This is a genomic window from Microbulbifer mixtoriginis (SeqCode), from assembly GCF_052466695.1.
In genome coordinates this window covers 1760381-1776598 of the sequence record NZ_CP174285.1, presented here as the reverse complement: position 1 = coordinate 1776598, position 16218 = coordinate 1760381, and the positions used below count along the sequence as shown (strand labels likewise).

Here is a 16218-nt window from a genome sequence, read left to right as displayed (position 1 = left end):
TCTAAATGCCTACTGGCACATTGAGTGGGGAGTATCATCCCGGTGGTACAATTTCGGGCAGGGCTTTGCCTTTAATTGGAAATATGGATGGTTATGCGGGACTCCTCCAAATTGTTGGTCGAATATTTCAGACGCTGCTATCAGGCGGATAGTCATGATTTATCACTGAGTAATATTGCCCGGCTTGCGGGTAATCGCCGGGTATTTTTCAGAGAGCGGGACTTTTTAGCCAGTGGAGAGTTACCCAGAGTGCCATTGGTGGGAACCTCGGCTACTAAGCTCGTAGAGCTAACGGATGCTTACCGAAAAGAGCGCAGTTTAATCTATTCGGTGTTCTTGATCTCTGGTGAACTCCCGAGCCAGCTAGGGCTTAGTTCCAAGCGTCAATTGTGTGCCCCGCTACTGTATTTTCCTGCCCGTCTTTGTTCTGACGAAGAGTATTTTGTGGAGGTCAACTCGGCTGATCTCCATATCAACCTTCCACTGCTGCGCTTGATCCTTAAGCCGGATATAGACTCGAGAGTAACAGATAGCTTCCCTATACCGAGCTTTCCGCTGGATAGTCCCCAGGTGGCAGCTATGGGGCGCTGGCTGGAACAAAACAGTCGGTTAACCGGTATTGAAGAGATTAGTCGCTGGCCGAATCTACAGGCGGTTGATTGTGATGAGTTGGGTAGGGCTCCAGCTCTGGCAATAAGTAGTGCTTGCGCCCTCATTCTGGCTGATAGGTCGCGGGGATCGCGCGGTGTCCTTCATGAGCTGAAACTTCTAGGCCGAGAACGAAACTTTTCTGTTCCATTAAATTTGGCCCTCGGGGAGGAGGTTGTTGATTTCCGGCAAAGTGACAGTGAGCCGGAGATGTTGCCGGGACTTTTGAGTGAGGCTCAGGAAAGGGCATTGCAAAATGCTGCGAAGATGCCCTTGAGTCTGGTTTCCGGCCCGCCAGGCACCGGTAAGAGTTTTACCATTGCCGCAATGGCGATTGACCAAATGCTGCATGGCAATACTGTTTTGGTAGTTTCTAAAACTCCCCAGGCCATAGATGTTGTACGACAGAAGTTGCGTGAGGCCTATGACTTACAGGAAGGGTATGTACATGCGGGTGAAAAGGGTTTTATACCCAGCCTGAAATTTCATTTGGATTCTTTGCTCAAAGAGGGGGTTGCAGCTCCTGAGGTGAGCGCTGCCAACCAAAAGCGTGGTCTTAAAGTAATACTCAAATCAATGCGTAAAGCTGAGCGCCGTTTTAATGGGGCGTTAAGTGCCGCTCAGAAACTCGGTTCCGAAGGTTTTGGTGCTTGGTTGCTGGCATTGAGATTGCGCATTTTAGGTCGGCAACTGGATACGGAATCACTATGGGAATTCCAGGAGGTAATCGGGACCTTGCGTAAAAATTTTGAGCGGCATGCGTCTCAATTTATTAATGCTTATCGAAAAGAGGCCCTTCTTAATCTTTTAAAGCATGAAAGAAGGCATTTATCGGCTTTCAATCAGGCTCTCAGGGCTAGAACCTCCAAAACGCAAGCAGAGCGTTTTGCTCAAACGAATATGCAGGTTGTTTTACAGGCGTACCCAATTTGGCTTGTGAGCCTGGATGAGCTAAATGAAGTATTGCCTCTCTCCCGCGAGCTCTTTGATCTCGTTATCTTTGATGAGTCCACCCAGTGTGATATCGCCAGCGCCCTACCAGCATTACACCGAGCAAAACGTGCGGTTGTCGTCGGGGATGGCAAGCAGCTGCGTCACGTCTCCTTTTTATCTGTGGCGCAACAACAACAATTGTGGGAAGACCTAGGCAGCCCTGAAGAATTGCCTATGAAGTTGAGTTACCGGGACCAGTCCTTGTTGGATATTGTCTCTGACTCCCTGGGTAGTCAACAGGCCGTTACCTTACTGGATGAACACTATCGCAGTCAGCCGGAGTTAATTGCTTTTAGCAATAACGCTTTTTATACAGATCGACTCAAGGTAATGCAGGCTAGACCGGTAGCCTCCAGTGAAAGGACTTTAACTCTGCATTACTTGGAGGGAAAGCGAGCAAAAAATGGCAGAAATCGGCTGGAAAAGGATTGGATACTTGAACAGCTGCGTGAACATACTCATCGCTATGCCGACTCACCACTCAAGCCAACGGTTGGAATTCTTTCTCCTTTCAGGGAGCAGGCGGATTATCTGGCATCCGAAGTGGATAAGGCCTTCCCGACAGATGTGCTGCGCAGTTTCTCCGTCTTGGTTGCAACCCCTTACGGATTTCAGGGAGAGGAGCGGGACCTGATGCTCTTGTCTTTTTCTGTAGACAATCAGTCTCTGCGTGCAGCGACTTATCTTAATCGTGCCGACATGTTTAATGTTGCTGTGACCCGGGCTAAAGAGAGGCAGTTGGTGGCTTATTCCATCAGCCCAGAATCTCTGTCACCTGAGCACTTGCTGCGGCGCTATGTTGATTTTGAACATGAGGCGGGCCTAAGTACTCCACAAAAAGTCTTTCCCTGCGAGTTTGCTGAAGAGGTGAGTGCGAGCCTACGGATGGCGGAGGTCAGACATTGGGTTGCATTCCCTATCGCCGGCCAGCGTATTGATGTGGTCTGCGAATACCATGGCCGAGTCCTGGGGGTGGATTTGATCGGTTTTCCTGGGGAGTATCGGTATCACTTTACTACCCAGACTTATAAAGTGTTGCACAGGGCGGGGGTTACTGTTTTGCCATTACCCTATGCCAGCTGGAAGCGTGACCCAGAGAGCTGCCTTAGACGTATTCTTGCGGTTTTGAAGAGGGATCACCTTTAGGGTAGTGGGGGCTCACTCTTAGAAGTGGATACACAAAATGAAAGTTGCGCCGGGGCTGCTAGGCTTTATAGGAGTTCAGCTTGCAGTTTAGCCGAGTACGCCTATGAAATTGTGGTTATTAATACCCTGCTTTTGGGTGACTGCCGTAGCAGCTGTGGATGTGATATTTGTGGATGCCCAGCAGCAACAGGGGGTGCGAAGCCCGACCTTAAGCTTTTGTCAGGCGCGATTCTATGAGGAGGATGACGGCCGCCTTTACTGTAACTGGGCAGTCAATTTTCGCTATGCCTGTTTTGTATGGTGGCCAACCAATAAAATAATACCGGCAGGAGCCAAACTCTCTGAACCAGAGGTTGTCGGTAAATGTGGTAACGGTGAGCCGGTTTATAAGCTCCATCACTACTAGCTATTCAGCGGGCCTGGTTGCTAGATTTTATAGCATGCTCTGTCTTCGAGTTTAGCGATTTACTTCCTATTGGTACTGCGTGATAGAGCATGTTAGCTTCTCTATTGTTCGGTATTGAGTCCTTGATCTTGCAGTTCTCGCGCTTGCTTAAGGATTTCAGGCATGGCGCTGTCTTCCACCGATAAGGCATCAATGATGGCTGCCAGTAGATCTGCAGAAAACATGCATTTGCTCACCTTGCTACGCAGGTTTTCCGTGGTCATTGAAATCCCTCTTTCGGCCAGGGCCTGGGCGAGATCCCCGTAACGCATACCCCGCAAAGCCATAGATGCGCGCACATAGCGGGCGATAGCCTGTTTGTACGGAGCCAGTGCTTGCTGGTTGCTGAGGCTTTGCTTGTGGTCCATGGGCTCGACTCCGTTACAGTTGATGTCACTTATGTGGTAAATATTATCTTTGTGTGTATTATTTGCAACATAAGTTTGAAATAAGTTATTGACCGCCTTTTTTTTGATGCTATATTTGTGACTAATATTCCACAGCGAGGGAGTCGAGATGACCTGGAACCATGAGAATCTACGCCATTTGGCGGAAAGCCACACCGGATGGGTGGTGGAATCTGAGGGAGAGTGCCTCAGTATTTCCAATGACGAAGGAGTCGATGCATTCGTTTATGTCGGTGAGAAGCAGATCGTTGTCGAGAGCATCTTGTTCCCGGTCAGCCAGGTAGCCGACGTGGTCGCCCTTAATGAGTTGATTCTCCAGACTCATCAACTGGTTCCCTTGACGTCGATCGCCATCACCATGATTGGCGGTGAGCGTTACTATGTCGCTTTTGGCGCTTTGTCTGTGTCCAGTAAGGACGAAGTGGTAATTGAAGAAGTTGAAACCCTGTTCTCCAATGTGGGTGACTTCCTGGATTTATATGCTGATCATTTTGAAATGGAGGGTGTAGCATGAGCCTGAGAAAAATTTGGACTGCCTTGAAAGGCGCGGTCAATGAAGGAACTGAAGCCGTTGCGGACAGCCAGTCTATCCGTATCCTCGATCAAGAACTGCGGGAGGCAAAGGCCGAATTGAAAGCTTGTGATGAGAACCTGACTAAAATCATGGCCAAGCGCAAGCTGGCAGAAAGTAAGGTAGAGTCTCTAAAAGCCGATATTGAGACTTACAGCAACCACGCAATCAGTGCCAGCGAGAAAGGTGATGATAGCCTGGCTTTGGAGTGTGCCGAGCGTGTTACTGAGCTGGAAGCTCAACTCGAAACGGAACAGAGCCTCTTAGATGGCTTCATCAACTCTGAGCGTACCCTGAAAGGGAATATCTCCAAGGCGAAAATTAATGTCCGCCGTATGGAGCAGCAGATTGACCAGATCAAGGCCACCGAATCTGTACAAAAGGCCCAAGTAGCCGTTTCCTCCCGCCATATGGGGGCTAACAGCAAAATCAAAACGGCCCTGGACAGCCTTGATCGTATCAAGACCAAGCAACAGGAGCGTGCTGCGGAGCTGGAAGCTGCTGAAGAGCTGGCAACAGAGGAAAGCGGCTCTGGTCTGGACGCCAAGCTGAAGGCGGCGGGCATTAAGCCCGGAGGCCAGGTCAGCGGCAGCGACAAGCTGGCCCAGCTACTGGCGAGCCGCCAAAAGGCCTGATCCAGTGCTACTTTATCGAGTGCGGCGCCTTCTGGCGTCGCTTTTTGTTAAGGCCAATATACTAACCATTCTTGTCGGCGTGCTGGGTTATGTAATGGGGAGTTACCTATTACTCAGTGTTGCAGGGGAGCATGAGATAGTTGACCCCGCCAACTTTATATATTGGCTGATAGTGACTGCTTCCACAGTAGGCTATGGCGATTTCTCGCCGGTAACGCCCGCAGGTAAAGTGGTTGTGGCAACCTGGGTGATCCCCTTTGGATTGAGTCTATTCGCTTTGGTGCTTACCAAGGTGGGCTTTGTAATTTCAGAGTTTGTGCATAGAGGAAAGAGAGGGTTGCGCATGACAAACCATGTAAATCACACGGTTATAATTGGCTGGAATGGAACGCGAACCCTTCGTTTGATAGAGCTGCTGTTATCGAAAACCAATGGTACAGCAACAGATATCGTGCTTTGTGTCGAAGCCGATATCGAGAATCCCATGCCGGGTAAAATTGATTTTGTCCGGGTTGAATCCTTTTCCCATATTGAGAGCATGCAGCGCGCCGCACTTGTCGATGCCGCGCGAATCATTATCGATAATCCCCTGGATGATGTCACGCTCACCACAGCTTTGTTCTGTGACAAACTCAGTCCCAATAGTCATAAAACAGCCTATTTCCAGGATGAAAATGTCGGTGAGCTATTGCGCTCACACTGCCCGAATATTGAATGCATCCCCTCAGTAGCGGTGGAATTACTGGCTAAATCCTCCCTGGACCCCGGTTCTGCCAGATTACACCGGCAGCTACTGGATAGCACTTATGGAATGACTCAGTACAGTATTGAGTATCAGGGTGAACGGCCTTTGTTATTTTCTGCTCTCTTTGATCATTTCAAAAAGAATTTGTCCGCAACCTTGATTGCCGTGCGTCGTCAGGGAATAGTTAAAATTAATGTAAACCCCGCGTTGACCGATGAGGTGAACAGGGGGGATATGCTCTATTACATTTCTGCTAAGCGGCTTACAGAAAAGCGCTGCTTCGATATAAAAATGAATGAAGGAGAGGGGACAGGTACGTGTTTACCAAGCTGATTGACAAACTCAAAGGTAAAGATATTCCAAAGGTGAAAACCCCGGAAATTATGGGATTGCGACTCGGCGCAAGTTTTGAACTGGATCCATTGGCTATTCGCCTGATACTGGATGAACTCACGATTGAATCCTGTTCTCCAACGCAGATTATCAAAGCCGCCGGAATTGTAGAGCTCGATGGAGCTTGGGTTTATCGGTTTTATACCGATGACGATGCCTGGCTACAGGTTGTGGCAGAAGGCGGTCAAAGTGATGAGCATGTAGTAGACGTAAAGCTGTTTCACTTTTACGATACCCTCGATGTCGCCAATCAGCAGGTTTGGGACAGGCTTCTAAAGCAGGAAATCGGTGCAGCTAATTACCAATTGCAGGACCGTAACTATCAGAGAGTCTGGACTGCTACTGGTGATTATCACAACCCGGTGCATATGGCCGAGAAGACCTATGACGCCGATGGGGACTATTCCCTCACCGACCAATTCACCATGCTTTTTGAACGCGATTTGTCCGATCAGCGTACCGAATCCCTGTTCCTTTCAGCGGAAGAGAAAGAGGAGGACGCAGGTTACCTGAGTCGCAGTCTGGTGATTAGTACCGGTATAACTTTGACACCATCACAGCTGACTATTCACGGATAATAAGGAGATGTATTAATGGACCAGCCCTACGATTTGATGACTGGTATCCTTCATTTTGCGGCCTATTTTGGCCTGTCACTGGTATTTTTAATCGCGTTTAAATTTCTTTATGCACTAGTGACACCCCATGACGAATGGAAGTTGATCCGTGAAGACAAAAACGCAGCCGCTGCCATTGGATTTGGTGGTGCGGTGCTGGGTTTTGCCATTGCTGTTGGCGGCGCTGCCAGCAACTCTGTTTCCATTATTGACTTTGCCACTTGGGCAGTGGTTGCTCTAATCGCTCAGCTTATTGCCTTTGCGATTATTCGTTTTGGCTTTATGCCACGTATTGTTGAGCGTATTGAAGACGGTGAAGTTAGCGCGGGTATTATGCTGGCAGCTACCACTATTTCTGTTGGTGTCCTCAACGCGGCTTGCATGAGCTATTAAGCGGAGGTGAGGATGAAGCGTAGTAAAAATATTAATCTTGCGCGGATGCGCAAGGGCAGGGGGGCAAGTTTTGTTTTACGCCCCCTGGCTATGGGTATCACCGTGGCTCTGGTGGGCTGCTCCTCCGATGAAGAGGTTAAGGTGGTGTCCTCTGTCGAGGACTGTGTGAATAATACACAGCTCGATGAAGCCCAATGTGAGGCGGCTTACCAGAAGGCCCTCGCGGAAGCTGAGCGGACTGGGCCCAAATATGCCAATTTGTCCCAGTGTGAGACGGAGTTCGGTAGTTGTCGCGAGAGTAGCAGCGGTTTTTGGATGCCACTGATGACTGGTTTTATGGTCGCGTCCTTATTGAATGATAATGACCGGCGCTATCACTCCTACGGTCATTACAACCCGGTATACCGTTATTCTGCCTCCGGCTCCCGCTATTATGATCGCCTGATGACCGCTGATGGTCAGGTTATCGGTCGCTACGGTAAAAACTCCTATACCGTAGATAAGACTGCGATGGATCCCAAGCCCAAGGTTACCAAGACGGTTTCACGCGGGGGCTTTGGTGCAGTCGCTTCAGCCAAATCCAACTGGGGTGGCGGACGCTCTAGTAGCAGTCGCTCCCGAAGCTGGGGGGGCTGATTGGTGCTGAGGTTGCCGATCGGTGAACGCCCGCGCTGGAAAGAGCGGGCGCAGGAGTTTGGTTTCCATTTTCACACCATGTATGGGGAGCCATACTGGGATGAAACTGCTTACTATCAGTTCACTTTGGAACAGATAGAGCAGGATATTGAGGACCCCACCGAAGAAATCCACGCAATGTGCCTGGATGTTGTCGCTAAGGTGCTTGAGGATGAGGCGTTGTTAAGGCGCTTCCGCATACCGGAGCAGCACTGGGATTTTGTCCGCGATTCCTGGAAAAATGGTGACCCCAGCCTTTATTCTCGCTTGGATTTTGCCTATTCGGGGCAGGGTCCGGCCAAACTTTATGAGAATAACGCCGACACGCCTACCAGCCTATATGAAACGGGATTTTGGCAGTGGCTTTGGTTGCAGGATAATGTAGATAGGCGGGCACTTCCCCTACAGTCTGATCAATTTAACAGCCTGCAGGAAAAGCTGGTTAATCGCTTTCGCGATGTACAGTTCCTGACCCCTGGTCGAGAACTACATTTTGCCTGTTGCAAAGATACGGTAGAAGACCGCGGTACGGTTCAATATTTGCAAGATTGTGCCAGTGAAGCCGGCATCACTAATCATTTTGTATTTATCGAAGATATTGGTTGTGATGCGCAGGGAGATTTTACCGATTTAGACGATCAGGTAATTACCTGGATGTTCAAACTGTACCCTTGGGAGTTTATGTTCCGCGAGGAATTTGGCTCTCTGTTGGGGGGCAATAACGTACGTTGGTTGGAACCACCCTGGAAGGCGATATTATCCAATAAAGCACTCCTGCCCATGTTGTGGAAGTTGTTTCCTGGGCACCCCAACTTACTACCTTCATTTTTCGAAGATGAGCTGGATAAAGCTGAGGGCTATTCGGAGCTGGTTAAGAAGCCCATTTTCTCCCGTGAGGGAGCCAATATTTCAGTAGTACGCGGAGAAGATGTGCAATCGCTTTCGGATGGGCCCTATGGAGAAGAGGGCTTTATCTATCAGGCTATGCATCCACTGCCGAAGTTTGGTCAGAGTTTTACCCTGGTGGGTAGCTGGCTAGTGGATGATATGGCTGCGGGTATTTCAATTCGCGAGGATAGTAATCTTATAACTCAGGATATGAGTCGCTACCTTCCGCATATTATCCTTTAAAATACTTGCCAGAGTAATTTCTCTGGCAAGTATTCGTGTAAGTGTGCCATTTTCATAGAGTAAATGGCTTTTTTGCTTTAAGACACAAGTCATTTTAGATATTCAAAGCGCTGTTGTTATCAGTTGCCCGCTTAAAATCAATTCCTCAATTTTGTTGCTGAGCCTATCGTAAGTAAAAGGTTTTTGGATACAGTCGAGAACCCCATCTTTGATAACTTCCTGGACTTTGCTATCGACACTAAACCCGGTTGAAAGCAATGCTTTCACCTCCGGGTTGATGCGCTGCAGAAAGGCGAATAGTTCCTGGCCATCCATTCCGGGCATAATCATATCGAGAATCACCAGGTCTACCTGATCGTAATGCTGTCGGTAATAGGTGATCGCCTGTTCCGCCGAAGCGAAAGTGGTTACGCTGTGGCCATTCATTTCAAAGAGTGTTTTCGAATAGCTGCGGACAATGGCTTCATCGTCCACCACCATAATACGAAGTTGGCGTTTGGCAGATTGCGGTACAGTTTGTTTTTGCAGTCTACTTACTTTTGCTTCGGCAATCGGCAGGTACAAATTAAAGGTGCTGCCCTCTCCCTCAATGCTATGGCATTGTATGGCCCCCTTATGCAAATGGATGGTGCCATGCACTGCGGCGAGACCCAGTCCGGCACCCCGGCCGCATTCCTTAGTGGTGAAGAAAGGCTCAAAAATTCTGCGGCGCACTTCAGGGGGCATACCTGTACCATTATCGCGAATGGTGATTAACAGGTAATGACCAGGTTGCACTTCAAAATCTGCGATAGTAGTAATTTTTTCAAAGGTAATATTACTACTACTAAAACGCAGAGTGCCTCCACTCGGCATGGCATCCTTGGCGTTGATGCCGATATTTAATAATGCACTTTTCAACTGGGCGGGATCGCCGACTACATGAGGCCGGCCAGCTTCTAGTTGCTGTTCAACACGAATACGCCGATCAATGGTGCGCTCAAGCATGGCACAGACATCGCGGGTGATTTCATGGGTATTGCAATCTTTTAGTTGATAGTTACCTTTGCGAGCAAAGGTAAGCAGCTGCTTAGTCAGCTCGGCGGCATGGCGGGCAGTAGTGAGTATATGATTAGTGTATTCGCTGATACGGGGATCTTCCGCTATCTGCTGGATAACCTCGGCATAACCACTGATTCCATGAATCATATTGTTGAAGTCATGTGCGATGCCGCCGGCTAGCTCGCCAATAGCCTGCATTTTTTGCGCTTGGCGTAACTCCTCCTCCAGCAGGCGCTGTTTGGTGATATCGGTTCCAATACTGAGTATGCCCGTTGGGCAGCCACTTTCATCTGAAAGGATTTTATTAGTCCAGGCAATCCAAACCCTCTTGCCAGACTTGGTGATGTTCTCGTTAATGTTGTAGCGATGTTCTTGTGGATTATCGCAAACATGTTGAATGAGTTGACGTAGATCCCGGCCGCTGGACTCGCAGGCGGGCACTATGGTGCCGATCAGGTGCCGCCCAATAATTTCTGCTTCAGAGTAGCCAAAAAGTTGTTGAGCATACTCATTAAAAGAGGTGATTCGCCCGTGCCTGTCGCAGCGCATAATGATGGAATTCGCATGCTCAACCAGTTCGCGATAGCGCTCTTCACTTTTACGTAAAGCCTCATAGACTTGCTGGGAATCCCGGCTTTGGCTACTGGTGACATAAGTGGATGTGGGGAATACCGGCAAGCTGTTTTCCTTGATCACCTATTCTCCTCCGGAATAATTATTGAGTATTTTTTCACCAGAAACTGCATCATGTAGAAACAAAAAAGTATATAGGGAACGCGGGGCCTTTTAAGAGCTGGTTTGCAGTCTTTGCTGACATGCCGACATTTATAAACCCTTTTGTAATTGTGTGTTTATTCAAATGTGATGGGTATCCACTTGCAGAGCAGACGAGTTTCTCGTTAATTCTTTGGGGCTTTTCTTCTCAGAAGCGAACTTTTCTTCTCTAAGTAGTGGCTAAGGTCAGACAAACTGATAGCATTCACCGCCATCTTCAAAACCATTGGATGAATAACTATGCAGCTGCATTCTCGAGTTTTCGGGCGCGGCATCGCGGCTTTGCTTTGTGCCTCGCTGTTGGTGTCTGCCTGCGGAGAGAAGAAAGCCGGGAGTGAGCAGAGATCTCTGGATTTTGCTCGCCTGGATGCTTTCCCTTCAACTTATTCTGTTACTCAGTCCCGGCCGGTGCTGATTCAGGATGCCACTTTGCTTACTGGGACTGGGGAGCAATTAGAGAACACAGACCTATTATTGAAAGGCGGAAAGATTGCAAAGATCGGTCAAGATCTTGAGGCTCCCAAGGACGCACTGGTGGTCGATGGCAAAGGTAAGTGGGTGACCCCCGGAATTATCGATGTGCACTCTCACCTGGGAGATTATCCCGCCCCCTCTATTGAGTCCTCTCAGGATGGCAATGAGATGACATCCCCCAACACCGCGCAGGTATGGGCGGAACACTCTGTATGGACACAGGATCCCCAGTTCCCCTTAGCCCTGGCTGGCGGTGTGACCACATTGCAGATCCTACCGGGCTCTGCCAACTTGTTCGGTGGCCGCAGTGTAACCCTCAAAAATGTACCGGGTCGCAGCGTACAGGACATGAAATTTCCCGGTGCGCCCTATGGTCTGAAGATGGCCTGTGGCGAGAATCCGAAGCGTGTTTATGGTGGTAAAGGTACTTCCCCCTCAACCCGTATGGGTAATGTAGCTGGCTACCGCAACGCCTGGATTGAGGCCAGCAATTATAAGAAGAAGTGGGAAGAATATGTAGAGAAGGGTGGAGATGAACCAGAGCGAGACCTGGGCCTAGAGACCCTGGCAGGCGTTCTGAACGGCGATATCCTGGTACACAATCACTGCTATCGCGGAGAGGAAATGGCGGTGATGATGGATGTTGCCAAGGAGTTCGATTTCCAGATCTCTACGTTCCACCACGCAGTAGAAGCATACAAAGTCGCCGACCTGCTGGCGGAGAACAATGTATGTGCTGCGATGTGGGCTGACTGGTGGGGCTTTAAGCACGAAGCCTTCGATATGACAGAGGCAAATATTGCTATCGTCGATCAGGCCAAGGCCTGTGCGATGATTCACTCGGATTCCGGTGTGGGCGTTCAGCACCTGAATGAAGAAGTTGCTAAAGCGATGACTGCAGGTCAGCGCGCTGGTTTCGATATTCAGCCAAAGGATGCTGTGACCTGGATGACCATGAACCCCGCTAAGGCACTGGGTATCGATAAGCAAACCGGCAGCCTCGAGAAGGGTAAGATGGCCGATGTTGTTATTTGGTCTGGCAACCCGTTCAGTGTTTATACCCATGTTGATCAGGTCTTTATCGATGGGGAGTTGATGTACGATCGCTCCGATAAAAAGCGCCAACCGCGCAGTGATTTTGAGCTTGGTATTCTCAATGCAGAGGGAGAGCGACTGTGAAAAAAATAGCTGTATTCTATGCGCTGGCCCTGGGGGTTTTGACAGCAGGGGCTCAGGCGCAAAGTATCCTGATAAAGGGCGGCAAGGTACACACCCTAGCTGATATGGGCACACTGGAATCTGCCGATGTGCTGGTAGTGGACGGTAAAGTGGAGCAGGTGGCTCCCTCGCTGAATATGTCTGCCGATCGGGTAATTGATGCGAAAGGCAAGGTGGTGACTCCTGGAGTTATTGCACCCATTTCTGAATTGGGGCTGGTGGAGATCAGCGCAGCCAGTGGCACCAACGACCATGCGGTAACTGGTGAGAGTATCGGCAGCGCCTTCAATCCTGTACCCGCATACAACCCCAAATCTACATTGATCCCTTTTAACCGGGCTGGTGGTGTTACCAGCGCCGTGGTGTTTCCAGCTATCAGTACTTGGGATAGCGCTGCGGTAGAGGCCCAGAGAGTGTTTGCCGGACGCGGCTTTGCTATCAAACTCAATGGTGAGTTCGATAGTGTCGAGGCGGAAGATGTTGCCCAGAAGGCTTATTTGGGTGAGGCCGGTGCTCAACTGGCCGGTGGTAGCCGTGCAAACGCCTATGCAAAAATTGAGAATGCCTTGAATGAGGCTAAGGAGTACCGGGACAATCGTGCAGCGATTCGTCTGGGAGAGTGGCGAGAGCTGAATTATAGTCTTGCGGATCTCGAGGCCTTACAGCCGGTGATTAATGGAACGGAACCGCTATTAATTACAGCTAATCGTGCCAGCGATATCCTTGCGGCTATTGAGTTGGCTAAGACTTACAATGTAAAGCTGGTGCTGCTGGGGGCGGCTGAAGGTTGGATAGTGGCGGAGCAGCTGGCCCAAGCTCAGGTGCCTGTCGTGATTGATGCGATTAACAACCTGCCCATTTCTTTCTCCAGCCTTGGCGCCCGCCTGGATAATGCTGCTTTGTTAACCAAAGCTGGTGTGAAAGTTGCCATTAGTGGTCCCGACTACGCTTCTACTCACAATGTATACCTCTCACGTCAGTCTGCTGGTAATGCTGTTGCCCACGGGTTGTCCTACGAGGAGGCTCTGAAGTCTATCAGTACAAATGTGGCAGATATCTTTAGCCTTAGTGGCGGTACCCTGGAGAAAGGTGCCGATGCTGATATTGTAGTTTGGAGCGGTGATCCACTGGAAGTAACCAGCTACCCTGAACAGGTACTGATTGAGGGAGAGCCCCAATCTTTGGTTACTCGTTCAACCCGCCTGCGCGATCGTCATCTTAAGCCGAGCAAGGGGCACGACTTTGGCTATCGCAATTAACTAGTGCTTAGTTTGTGAGCAGATGAAGAGCGGGCAAAGCCCGCTCTTTTTTTGTGTGACGAAAAATGAACAAAAAGGTCCAGCCACTTGTTTAGCATTGGTGTGGTGGGCTGTGTGGTGATAGGGATATATTTACATCTCGTATTAATAAGAAAAAGGAAAATGCCATGGTAAATATTACAGCGCTATATGCCAGCCTCTGTGCAATCCTCATTATCTACTTGGCAGGCCGGGTCGTTCAGTTTCGTCGCACTAAGCGAGTAGGCATTGGCACTGGCGAGGATCGTCATAATGAGATTCGTGTGCGCGTGCACGCGAATGCGGTTGAATATACCCCCATCGCATTACTGCTCTTGTTGCTTGCGGAGCTAGGGGGCTTATCTGCACTGTGGTTGCATGTCTTTGGAGTCGCCTTTTTTCTATCCCGCATTTTCCACGCTTATGGCCTGACAGCGGGTAAGGGAGGTACCCATGCCGGACGCTTTTGGGGCACATTAATCAGTTGGCTGGTGATACTAATACTCGCAGTGATCAATATTGTGATATCGATAAGGTCTCTGTAAAAGCGTTTGTAGCAGTAAAGAATTTTTTAGGCGATCTGGAACGATTAACGATCTTTATGCGGTGAGAGGCTTCAGCTAAATACTGAAGCCCAGCAAAAAAGCCCGGTTGAACCGGGCAGAGTACAGGGATGAAACTTTAAATTACTACAAGAAAATTTCTTCTGGTAGTTTTACTGGTTTGCAGCAAAGGGAGTAACGGTCTCGTCGGAGGACTCTTCACCGCTCTCATCTTCTTCCAACAGAACTTCTGGTTTGCCTTTGCAGGCTTTGGCCAGGGCATCGCGACGCTTGGCCAGCAACAGGCCGATCTCTTCGCTCACCTGCTCATCAATACCTTCAATACTGCGCTCAATGAGCGTGGTAATGTTGGCTGCAAGCTCCAGCATCTTATCGTGTTCTTCAGCATCTTTTTTGTTGTCGAACATTGCTCCGTCTCGATCGCATTTCCAAACAGCTACTACGGCCATGATATGCCTCCCAATTGCCTTTAAGACATTCCAGTTTGCTTGTATGGCTATACGGTAACTGTATAAATATTCAGTGTCAATGGTGGTTGGAACTGAAATGGCGGCTGTTTCGTTGTGCTCAAGAGAGTTGCTATTGCGATAATTCGTCTTTAGGAAGCTGTCGTAACTGTCATAATGCGCCACTGCAGCCGGATGTACTCCCCCCAGGCATCCAGGCTGCAACCTCCGCACTGTGCAGGCCCGTTTGCGGGCCTGTTTTTTTGGAGTGCCTAATTATCATTCTTACGGGGGAAAGTTTCGATTTTGGCACGTCTGTACGGAGATGGTGCTTAGGTCCTACCCACTAAATAGTGAATACCAAACGTGCGGCCAAGCCAATCAGGAGCAGACCAAACAGCTGCTGGATGCGGTGGCCGAGGTGCTTGCTAACCAGTTGACGTTTGCGGCTGGCATGAACTGCCAGGGCAACGATGCAATACCATAGTGTATCGACTCCTGAAACCATGGCAGCCATTCCGAGCTTGGTTGTGAGAGCCTGCTGCTCAGATACGAACTGGCTGAATAGGGCAGTAAAGAATACCGCGATCTTGGGATTAAAGAAGGCCACCCCGAAACCTTGTACGATCGAGCGGCGAACACTCATGTGGGGGGCTTCCAACTGGGTCGTTCCTGAGCCGGGAGCCGGGGCTCGGAAGGCCTTCCAGCCCAGGTATACCAACATGGCTGCACCGGCCCATTGCAGAATACTGAATAGTAGTGGAGAGCTGGTAATCAGTACTGCGAGGCCAAAGGCTGTCAGCGCAGCGTAAACGGCAACGCCGGCGCCGTGCGCAATGGCGCTGGCGAGGCCCTGCCGAAGACCGGAGGCGGAACAGCGCATTACGATAAGCAGGCTAGGGCCTGGTGACATTGCGCCTAGGGCACAGATACCTGCAAGTGATAACCATCCGAGTAAATCCATTATTTAAAGCCGCCCCCTTGTGCCAGCCAGTGCTTTTCTTCTTCAGTGGAATTGCGGCCTAAGGCCGCATTGCGATGCGGATAGCGGCCAAACTGCTCGATAATCGCCTGGTGGGCCAGGGCGTATCGATAGTGGGTGGCGAGATAAGGGGCGATGGACTCATCATCCCCGTACTGCTTCTGCAACTGGGCGAAGTATGCCACGGAGCGCTGTTGGATAGCGGAGTTTTCACTGTGCTCAAGTGGCATGCCGACAAAAATCTGCTGAAACAGCCCAAGTTTTTGCTCATCTGCCCTCTGTAGAATCGACTCGGTGATATCGAGAGCCAGTGGGTCCCCCTCAAAGGCCAGAGGGTTACCGCGGTGGATATTGCGGGCGAATTGATCGCATAACAGCAACAGGGCCAGTTCGCCCTCCAGACTTTGGCGCCAGTGATCCAGCTCTCCCTCAAGGGCCATATTGGTGATTTCGGTAAAGTCTTCAGCCATTTGCTTGTCCAGCTTTGGGTCTGCCGAAAACCACCGCTTCTGCCGCTCAGGTGTAGGGCGGTAATTTAAAGCGGGATCACCAAACCAAAAGATCAGTATTTCCTTAATACCGGTCATCTACGAGCTCCCCAATGGTTACAGGCCGATTATTGCGACTTTTGTACTTATTGGTCC

The 16218-nt window shown here is 49.8% G+C and carries 17 protein-coding genes; 12 read left to right on the top strand and 5 right to left on the bottom strand.

What is annotated here, in order from left to right:
* The first annotated feature begins 93 nt into the window (after positions 1-93).
* On the top strand, positions 94-2787 hold the full coding sequence (locus ACJJI0_RS07725) for a DEAD/DEAH box helicase (protein ID WP_444885398.1): 2694 nt from the start codon (positions 94-96) through the stop codon (positions 2785-2787).
* A 103-nt stretch (positions 2788-2890) separates the two neighbouring features.
* On the top strand, positions 2891-3193 hold the full coding sequence (locus ACJJI0_RS07720; protein ID WP_252085404.1) for a hypothetical protein: 303 nt from the start codon (positions 2891-2893) through the stop codon (positions 3191-3193).
* Positions 3194-3294: 101 nt separating this feature from the next.
* Here ACJJI0_RS07720 and ACJJI0_RS07715 read toward each other — a convergent pair whose 3' ends face one another.
* Positions 3295-3600: a DUF6471 domain-containing protein gene (locus ACJJI0_RS07715; RefSeq protein ID WP_252085405.1), complete on the bottom strand. Its 306-nt coding sequence runs from the start codon at positions 3598-3600 to the stop codon at positions 3295-3297.
* Positions 3601-3748: 148 nt separating this feature from the next.
* On the opposite strand from ACJJI0_RS07715, the gene ACJJI0_RS07710 reads away from it, so the two are divergent.
* Genes ACJJI0_RS07710 through ACJJI0_RS07680 form a run of 7 tightly spaced genes read left to right on the top strand, consistent with a single transcriptional unit; the run spans position 3749 to position 8799 of the window.
* Entirely contained in the window at positions 3749-4153 is a 405-nt protein-coding gene (locus tag ACJJI0_RS07710) for a DUF2170 family protein (protein ID WP_444885397.1), read from the top strand.
* Positions 4150-4845: a PspA/IM30 family protein gene (locus ACJJI0_RS07705; RefSeq protein WP_252085407.1), complete on the top strand. Its 696-nt coding sequence runs from the start codon at positions 4150-4152 to the stop codon at positions 4843-4845. The genes ACJJI0_RS07710 and ACJJI0_RS07705 overlap by 4 nt, the downstream gene beginning before the upstream one ends.
* 4 nt (positions 4846-4849) lie before the next feature.
* Positions 4850-5923, top strand: coding sequence for a potassium channel family protein (locus tag ACJJI0_RS07700; RefSeq protein ID WP_444885396.1), 1074 nt, complete (start codon positions 4850-4852; stop codon positions 5921-5923).
* Positions 5908-6561 (top strand): YjfK family protein, encoded by a 654-nt coding sequence (locus ACJJI0_RS07695; RefSeq protein WP_252085409.1) that lies wholly within the window; start codon positions 5908-5910, stop codon positions 6559-6561. Before ACJJI0_RS07700 ends, ACJJI0_RS07695 begins: the two co-directional genes overlap by 16 nt.
* Positions 6562-6576: 15 nt before the next feature.
* Entirely contained in the window at positions 6577-6993 is a 417-nt protein-coding gene (locus ACJJI0_RS07690) for a DUF350 domain-containing protein (RefSeq protein ID WP_252085410.1), read from the top strand.
* Between the two features lie 12 nt (positions 6994-7005).
* A complete protein-coding gene (locus ACJJI0_RS07685) occupies positions 7006-7629 on the top strand; it encodes a DUF1190 domain-containing protein (protein WP_444885395.1) in 624 nt (207 codons plus the stop codon).
* A gap of 3 nt (positions 7630-7632) precedes the next feature.
* Entirely contained in the window at positions 7633-8799 is a 1167-nt protein-coding gene (locus ACJJI0_RS07680) for a glutathionylspermidine synthase family protein (RefSeq protein WP_252085412.1), read from the top strand.
* Positions 8800-8901: 102 nt separating this feature from the next.
* Here ACJJI0_RS07680 and ACJJI0_RS07675 read toward each other — a convergent pair whose 3' ends face one another.
* Entirely contained in the window at positions 8902-10536 is a 1635-nt protein-coding gene (locus ACJJI0_RS07675) for a two-component system sensor histidine kinase NtrB (RefSeq protein WP_444885394.1), read from the bottom strand.
* Between the two features lie 318 nt (positions 10537-10854).
* Here ACJJI0_RS07675 and ACJJI0_RS07670 point away from each other — a divergent pair, with 318 nt between their 5' ends.
* The 3 genes from ACJJI0_RS07670 to ACJJI0_RS07660 all read left to right on the top strand — a co-directional run bounded on the left by ACJJI0_RS07670 (position 10855) and on the right by ACJJI0_RS07660 (position 14128).
* Entirely contained in the window at positions 10855-12267 is a 1413-nt protein-coding gene (locus ACJJI0_RS07670; RefSeq protein WP_444885393.1) for an amidohydrolase, read from the top strand.
* A complete protein-coding gene (locus ACJJI0_RS07665; RefSeq protein WP_444885392.1) occupies positions 12264-13565 on the top strand; it encodes an amidohydrolase family protein in 1302 nt (433 codons plus the stop codon). Before ACJJI0_RS07670 ends, ACJJI0_RS07665 begins: the two co-directional genes overlap by 4 nt.
* Before the next feature lie 167 nt (positions 13566-13732).
* Positions 13733-14128 carry an MAPEG family protein gene (locus ACJJI0_RS07660; protein ID WP_444885391.1) on the top strand — a complete coding sequence of 132 codons (396 nt, stop codon included), beginning with the start codon at positions 13733-13735 and terminating at the stop codon, positions 14126-14128.
* A gap of 170 nt (positions 14129-14298) precedes the next feature.
* Here the strand turns inward: ACJJI0_RS07660 and ACJJI0_RS07655 are convergent, their stop codons facing one another.
* The 3 genes from ACJJI0_RS07655 to ACJJI0_RS07645 all read right to left on the bottom strand — a co-directional run bounded on the left by ACJJI0_RS07655 (position 14299) and on the right by ACJJI0_RS07645 (position 16161).
* The gene (locus ACJJI0_RS07655; protein WP_252085417.1) at positions 14299-14595 is read right to left on the bottom strand and encodes a YebG family protein; all 297 of its coding nucleotides are present in this window, start codon (positions 14593-14595) and stop codon (positions 14299-14301) included.
* Between the two features lie 343 nt (positions 14596-14938).
* Positions 14939-15556, bottom strand: coding sequence for a LysE family translocator (locus ACJJI0_RS07650; protein WP_444885390.1), 618 nt, complete (start codon positions 15554-15556; stop codon positions 14939-14941).
* A complete protein-coding gene (locus ACJJI0_RS07645) occupies positions 15556-16161 on the bottom strand; it encodes a DUF924 family protein (protein WP_444885389.1) in 606 nt (201 codons plus the stop codon). The genes ACJJI0_RS07650 and ACJJI0_RS07645 overlap by 1 nt, the downstream gene beginning before the upstream one ends.
* Positions 16162-16218 lie beyond the last annotated feature (57 nt).

What these genes read in the sequence shown, in the direction of transcription:
- ACJJI0_RS07685 (WP_444885395.1), top strand. Translation starts at nt 7,006, where the DNA reads ATGAAGCGTAGTAAAAATATTAATCTTGCGCGGATGCGCAAGGGCAGG.
- ACJJI0_RS07690 (WP_252085410.1), top strand. Translation starts at nt 6,577, where the DNA reads ATGGACCAGCCCTACGATTTGATGACTGGTATCCTTCATTTTGCGGCC.
- ACJJI0_RS07710 (WP_444885397.1), top strand. Translation starts at nt 3,749, where the DNA reads ATGACCTGGAACCATGAGAATCTACGCCATTTGGCGGAAAGCCACACC.
- ACJJI0_RS07660 (WP_444885391.1), top strand. Translation starts at nt 13,733, where the DNA reads ATGGTAAATATTACAGCGCTATATGCCAGCCTCTGTGCAATCCTCATT.
- ACJJI0_RS07645 (WP_444885389.1), bottom strand. Translation starts at nt 16,161, where the DNA reads ATGACCGGTATTAAGGAAATACTGATCTTTTGGTTTGGTGATCCCGCT.
- ACJJI0_RS07655 (WP_252085417.1), bottom strand. Translation starts at nt 14,595, where the DNA reads ATGGCCGTAGTAGCTGTTTGGAAATGCGATCGAGACGGAGCAATGTTC.
- ACJJI0_RS07720 (WP_252085404.1), top strand. Translation starts at nt 2,891, where the DNA reads ATGAAATTGTGGTTATTAATACCCTGCTTTTGGGTGACTGCCGTAGCA.
- ACJJI0_RS07670 (WP_444885393.1), top strand. Translation starts at nt 10,855, where the DNA reads ATGCAGCTGCATTCTCGAGTTTTCGGGCGCGGCATCGCGGCTTTGCTT.
- ACJJI0_RS07725 (WP_444885398.1), top strand. Translation starts at nt 94, where the DNA reads ATGCGGGACTCCTCCAAATTGTTGGTCGAATATTTCAGACGCTGCTAT.
- ACJJI0_RS07715 (WP_252085405.1), bottom strand. Translation starts at nt 3,600, where the DNA reads ATGGACCACAAGCAAAGCCTCAGCAACCAGCAAGCACTGGCTCCGTAC.
- ACJJI0_RS07650 (WP_444885390.1), bottom strand. Translation starts at nt 15,556, where the DNA reads ATGGATTTACTCGGATGGTTATCACTTGCAGGTATCTGTGCCCTAGGC.
- ACJJI0_RS07705 (WP_252085407.1), top strand. Translation starts at nt 4,150, where the DNA reads ATGAGCCTGAGAAAAATTTGGACTGCCTTGAAAGGCGCGGTCAATGAA.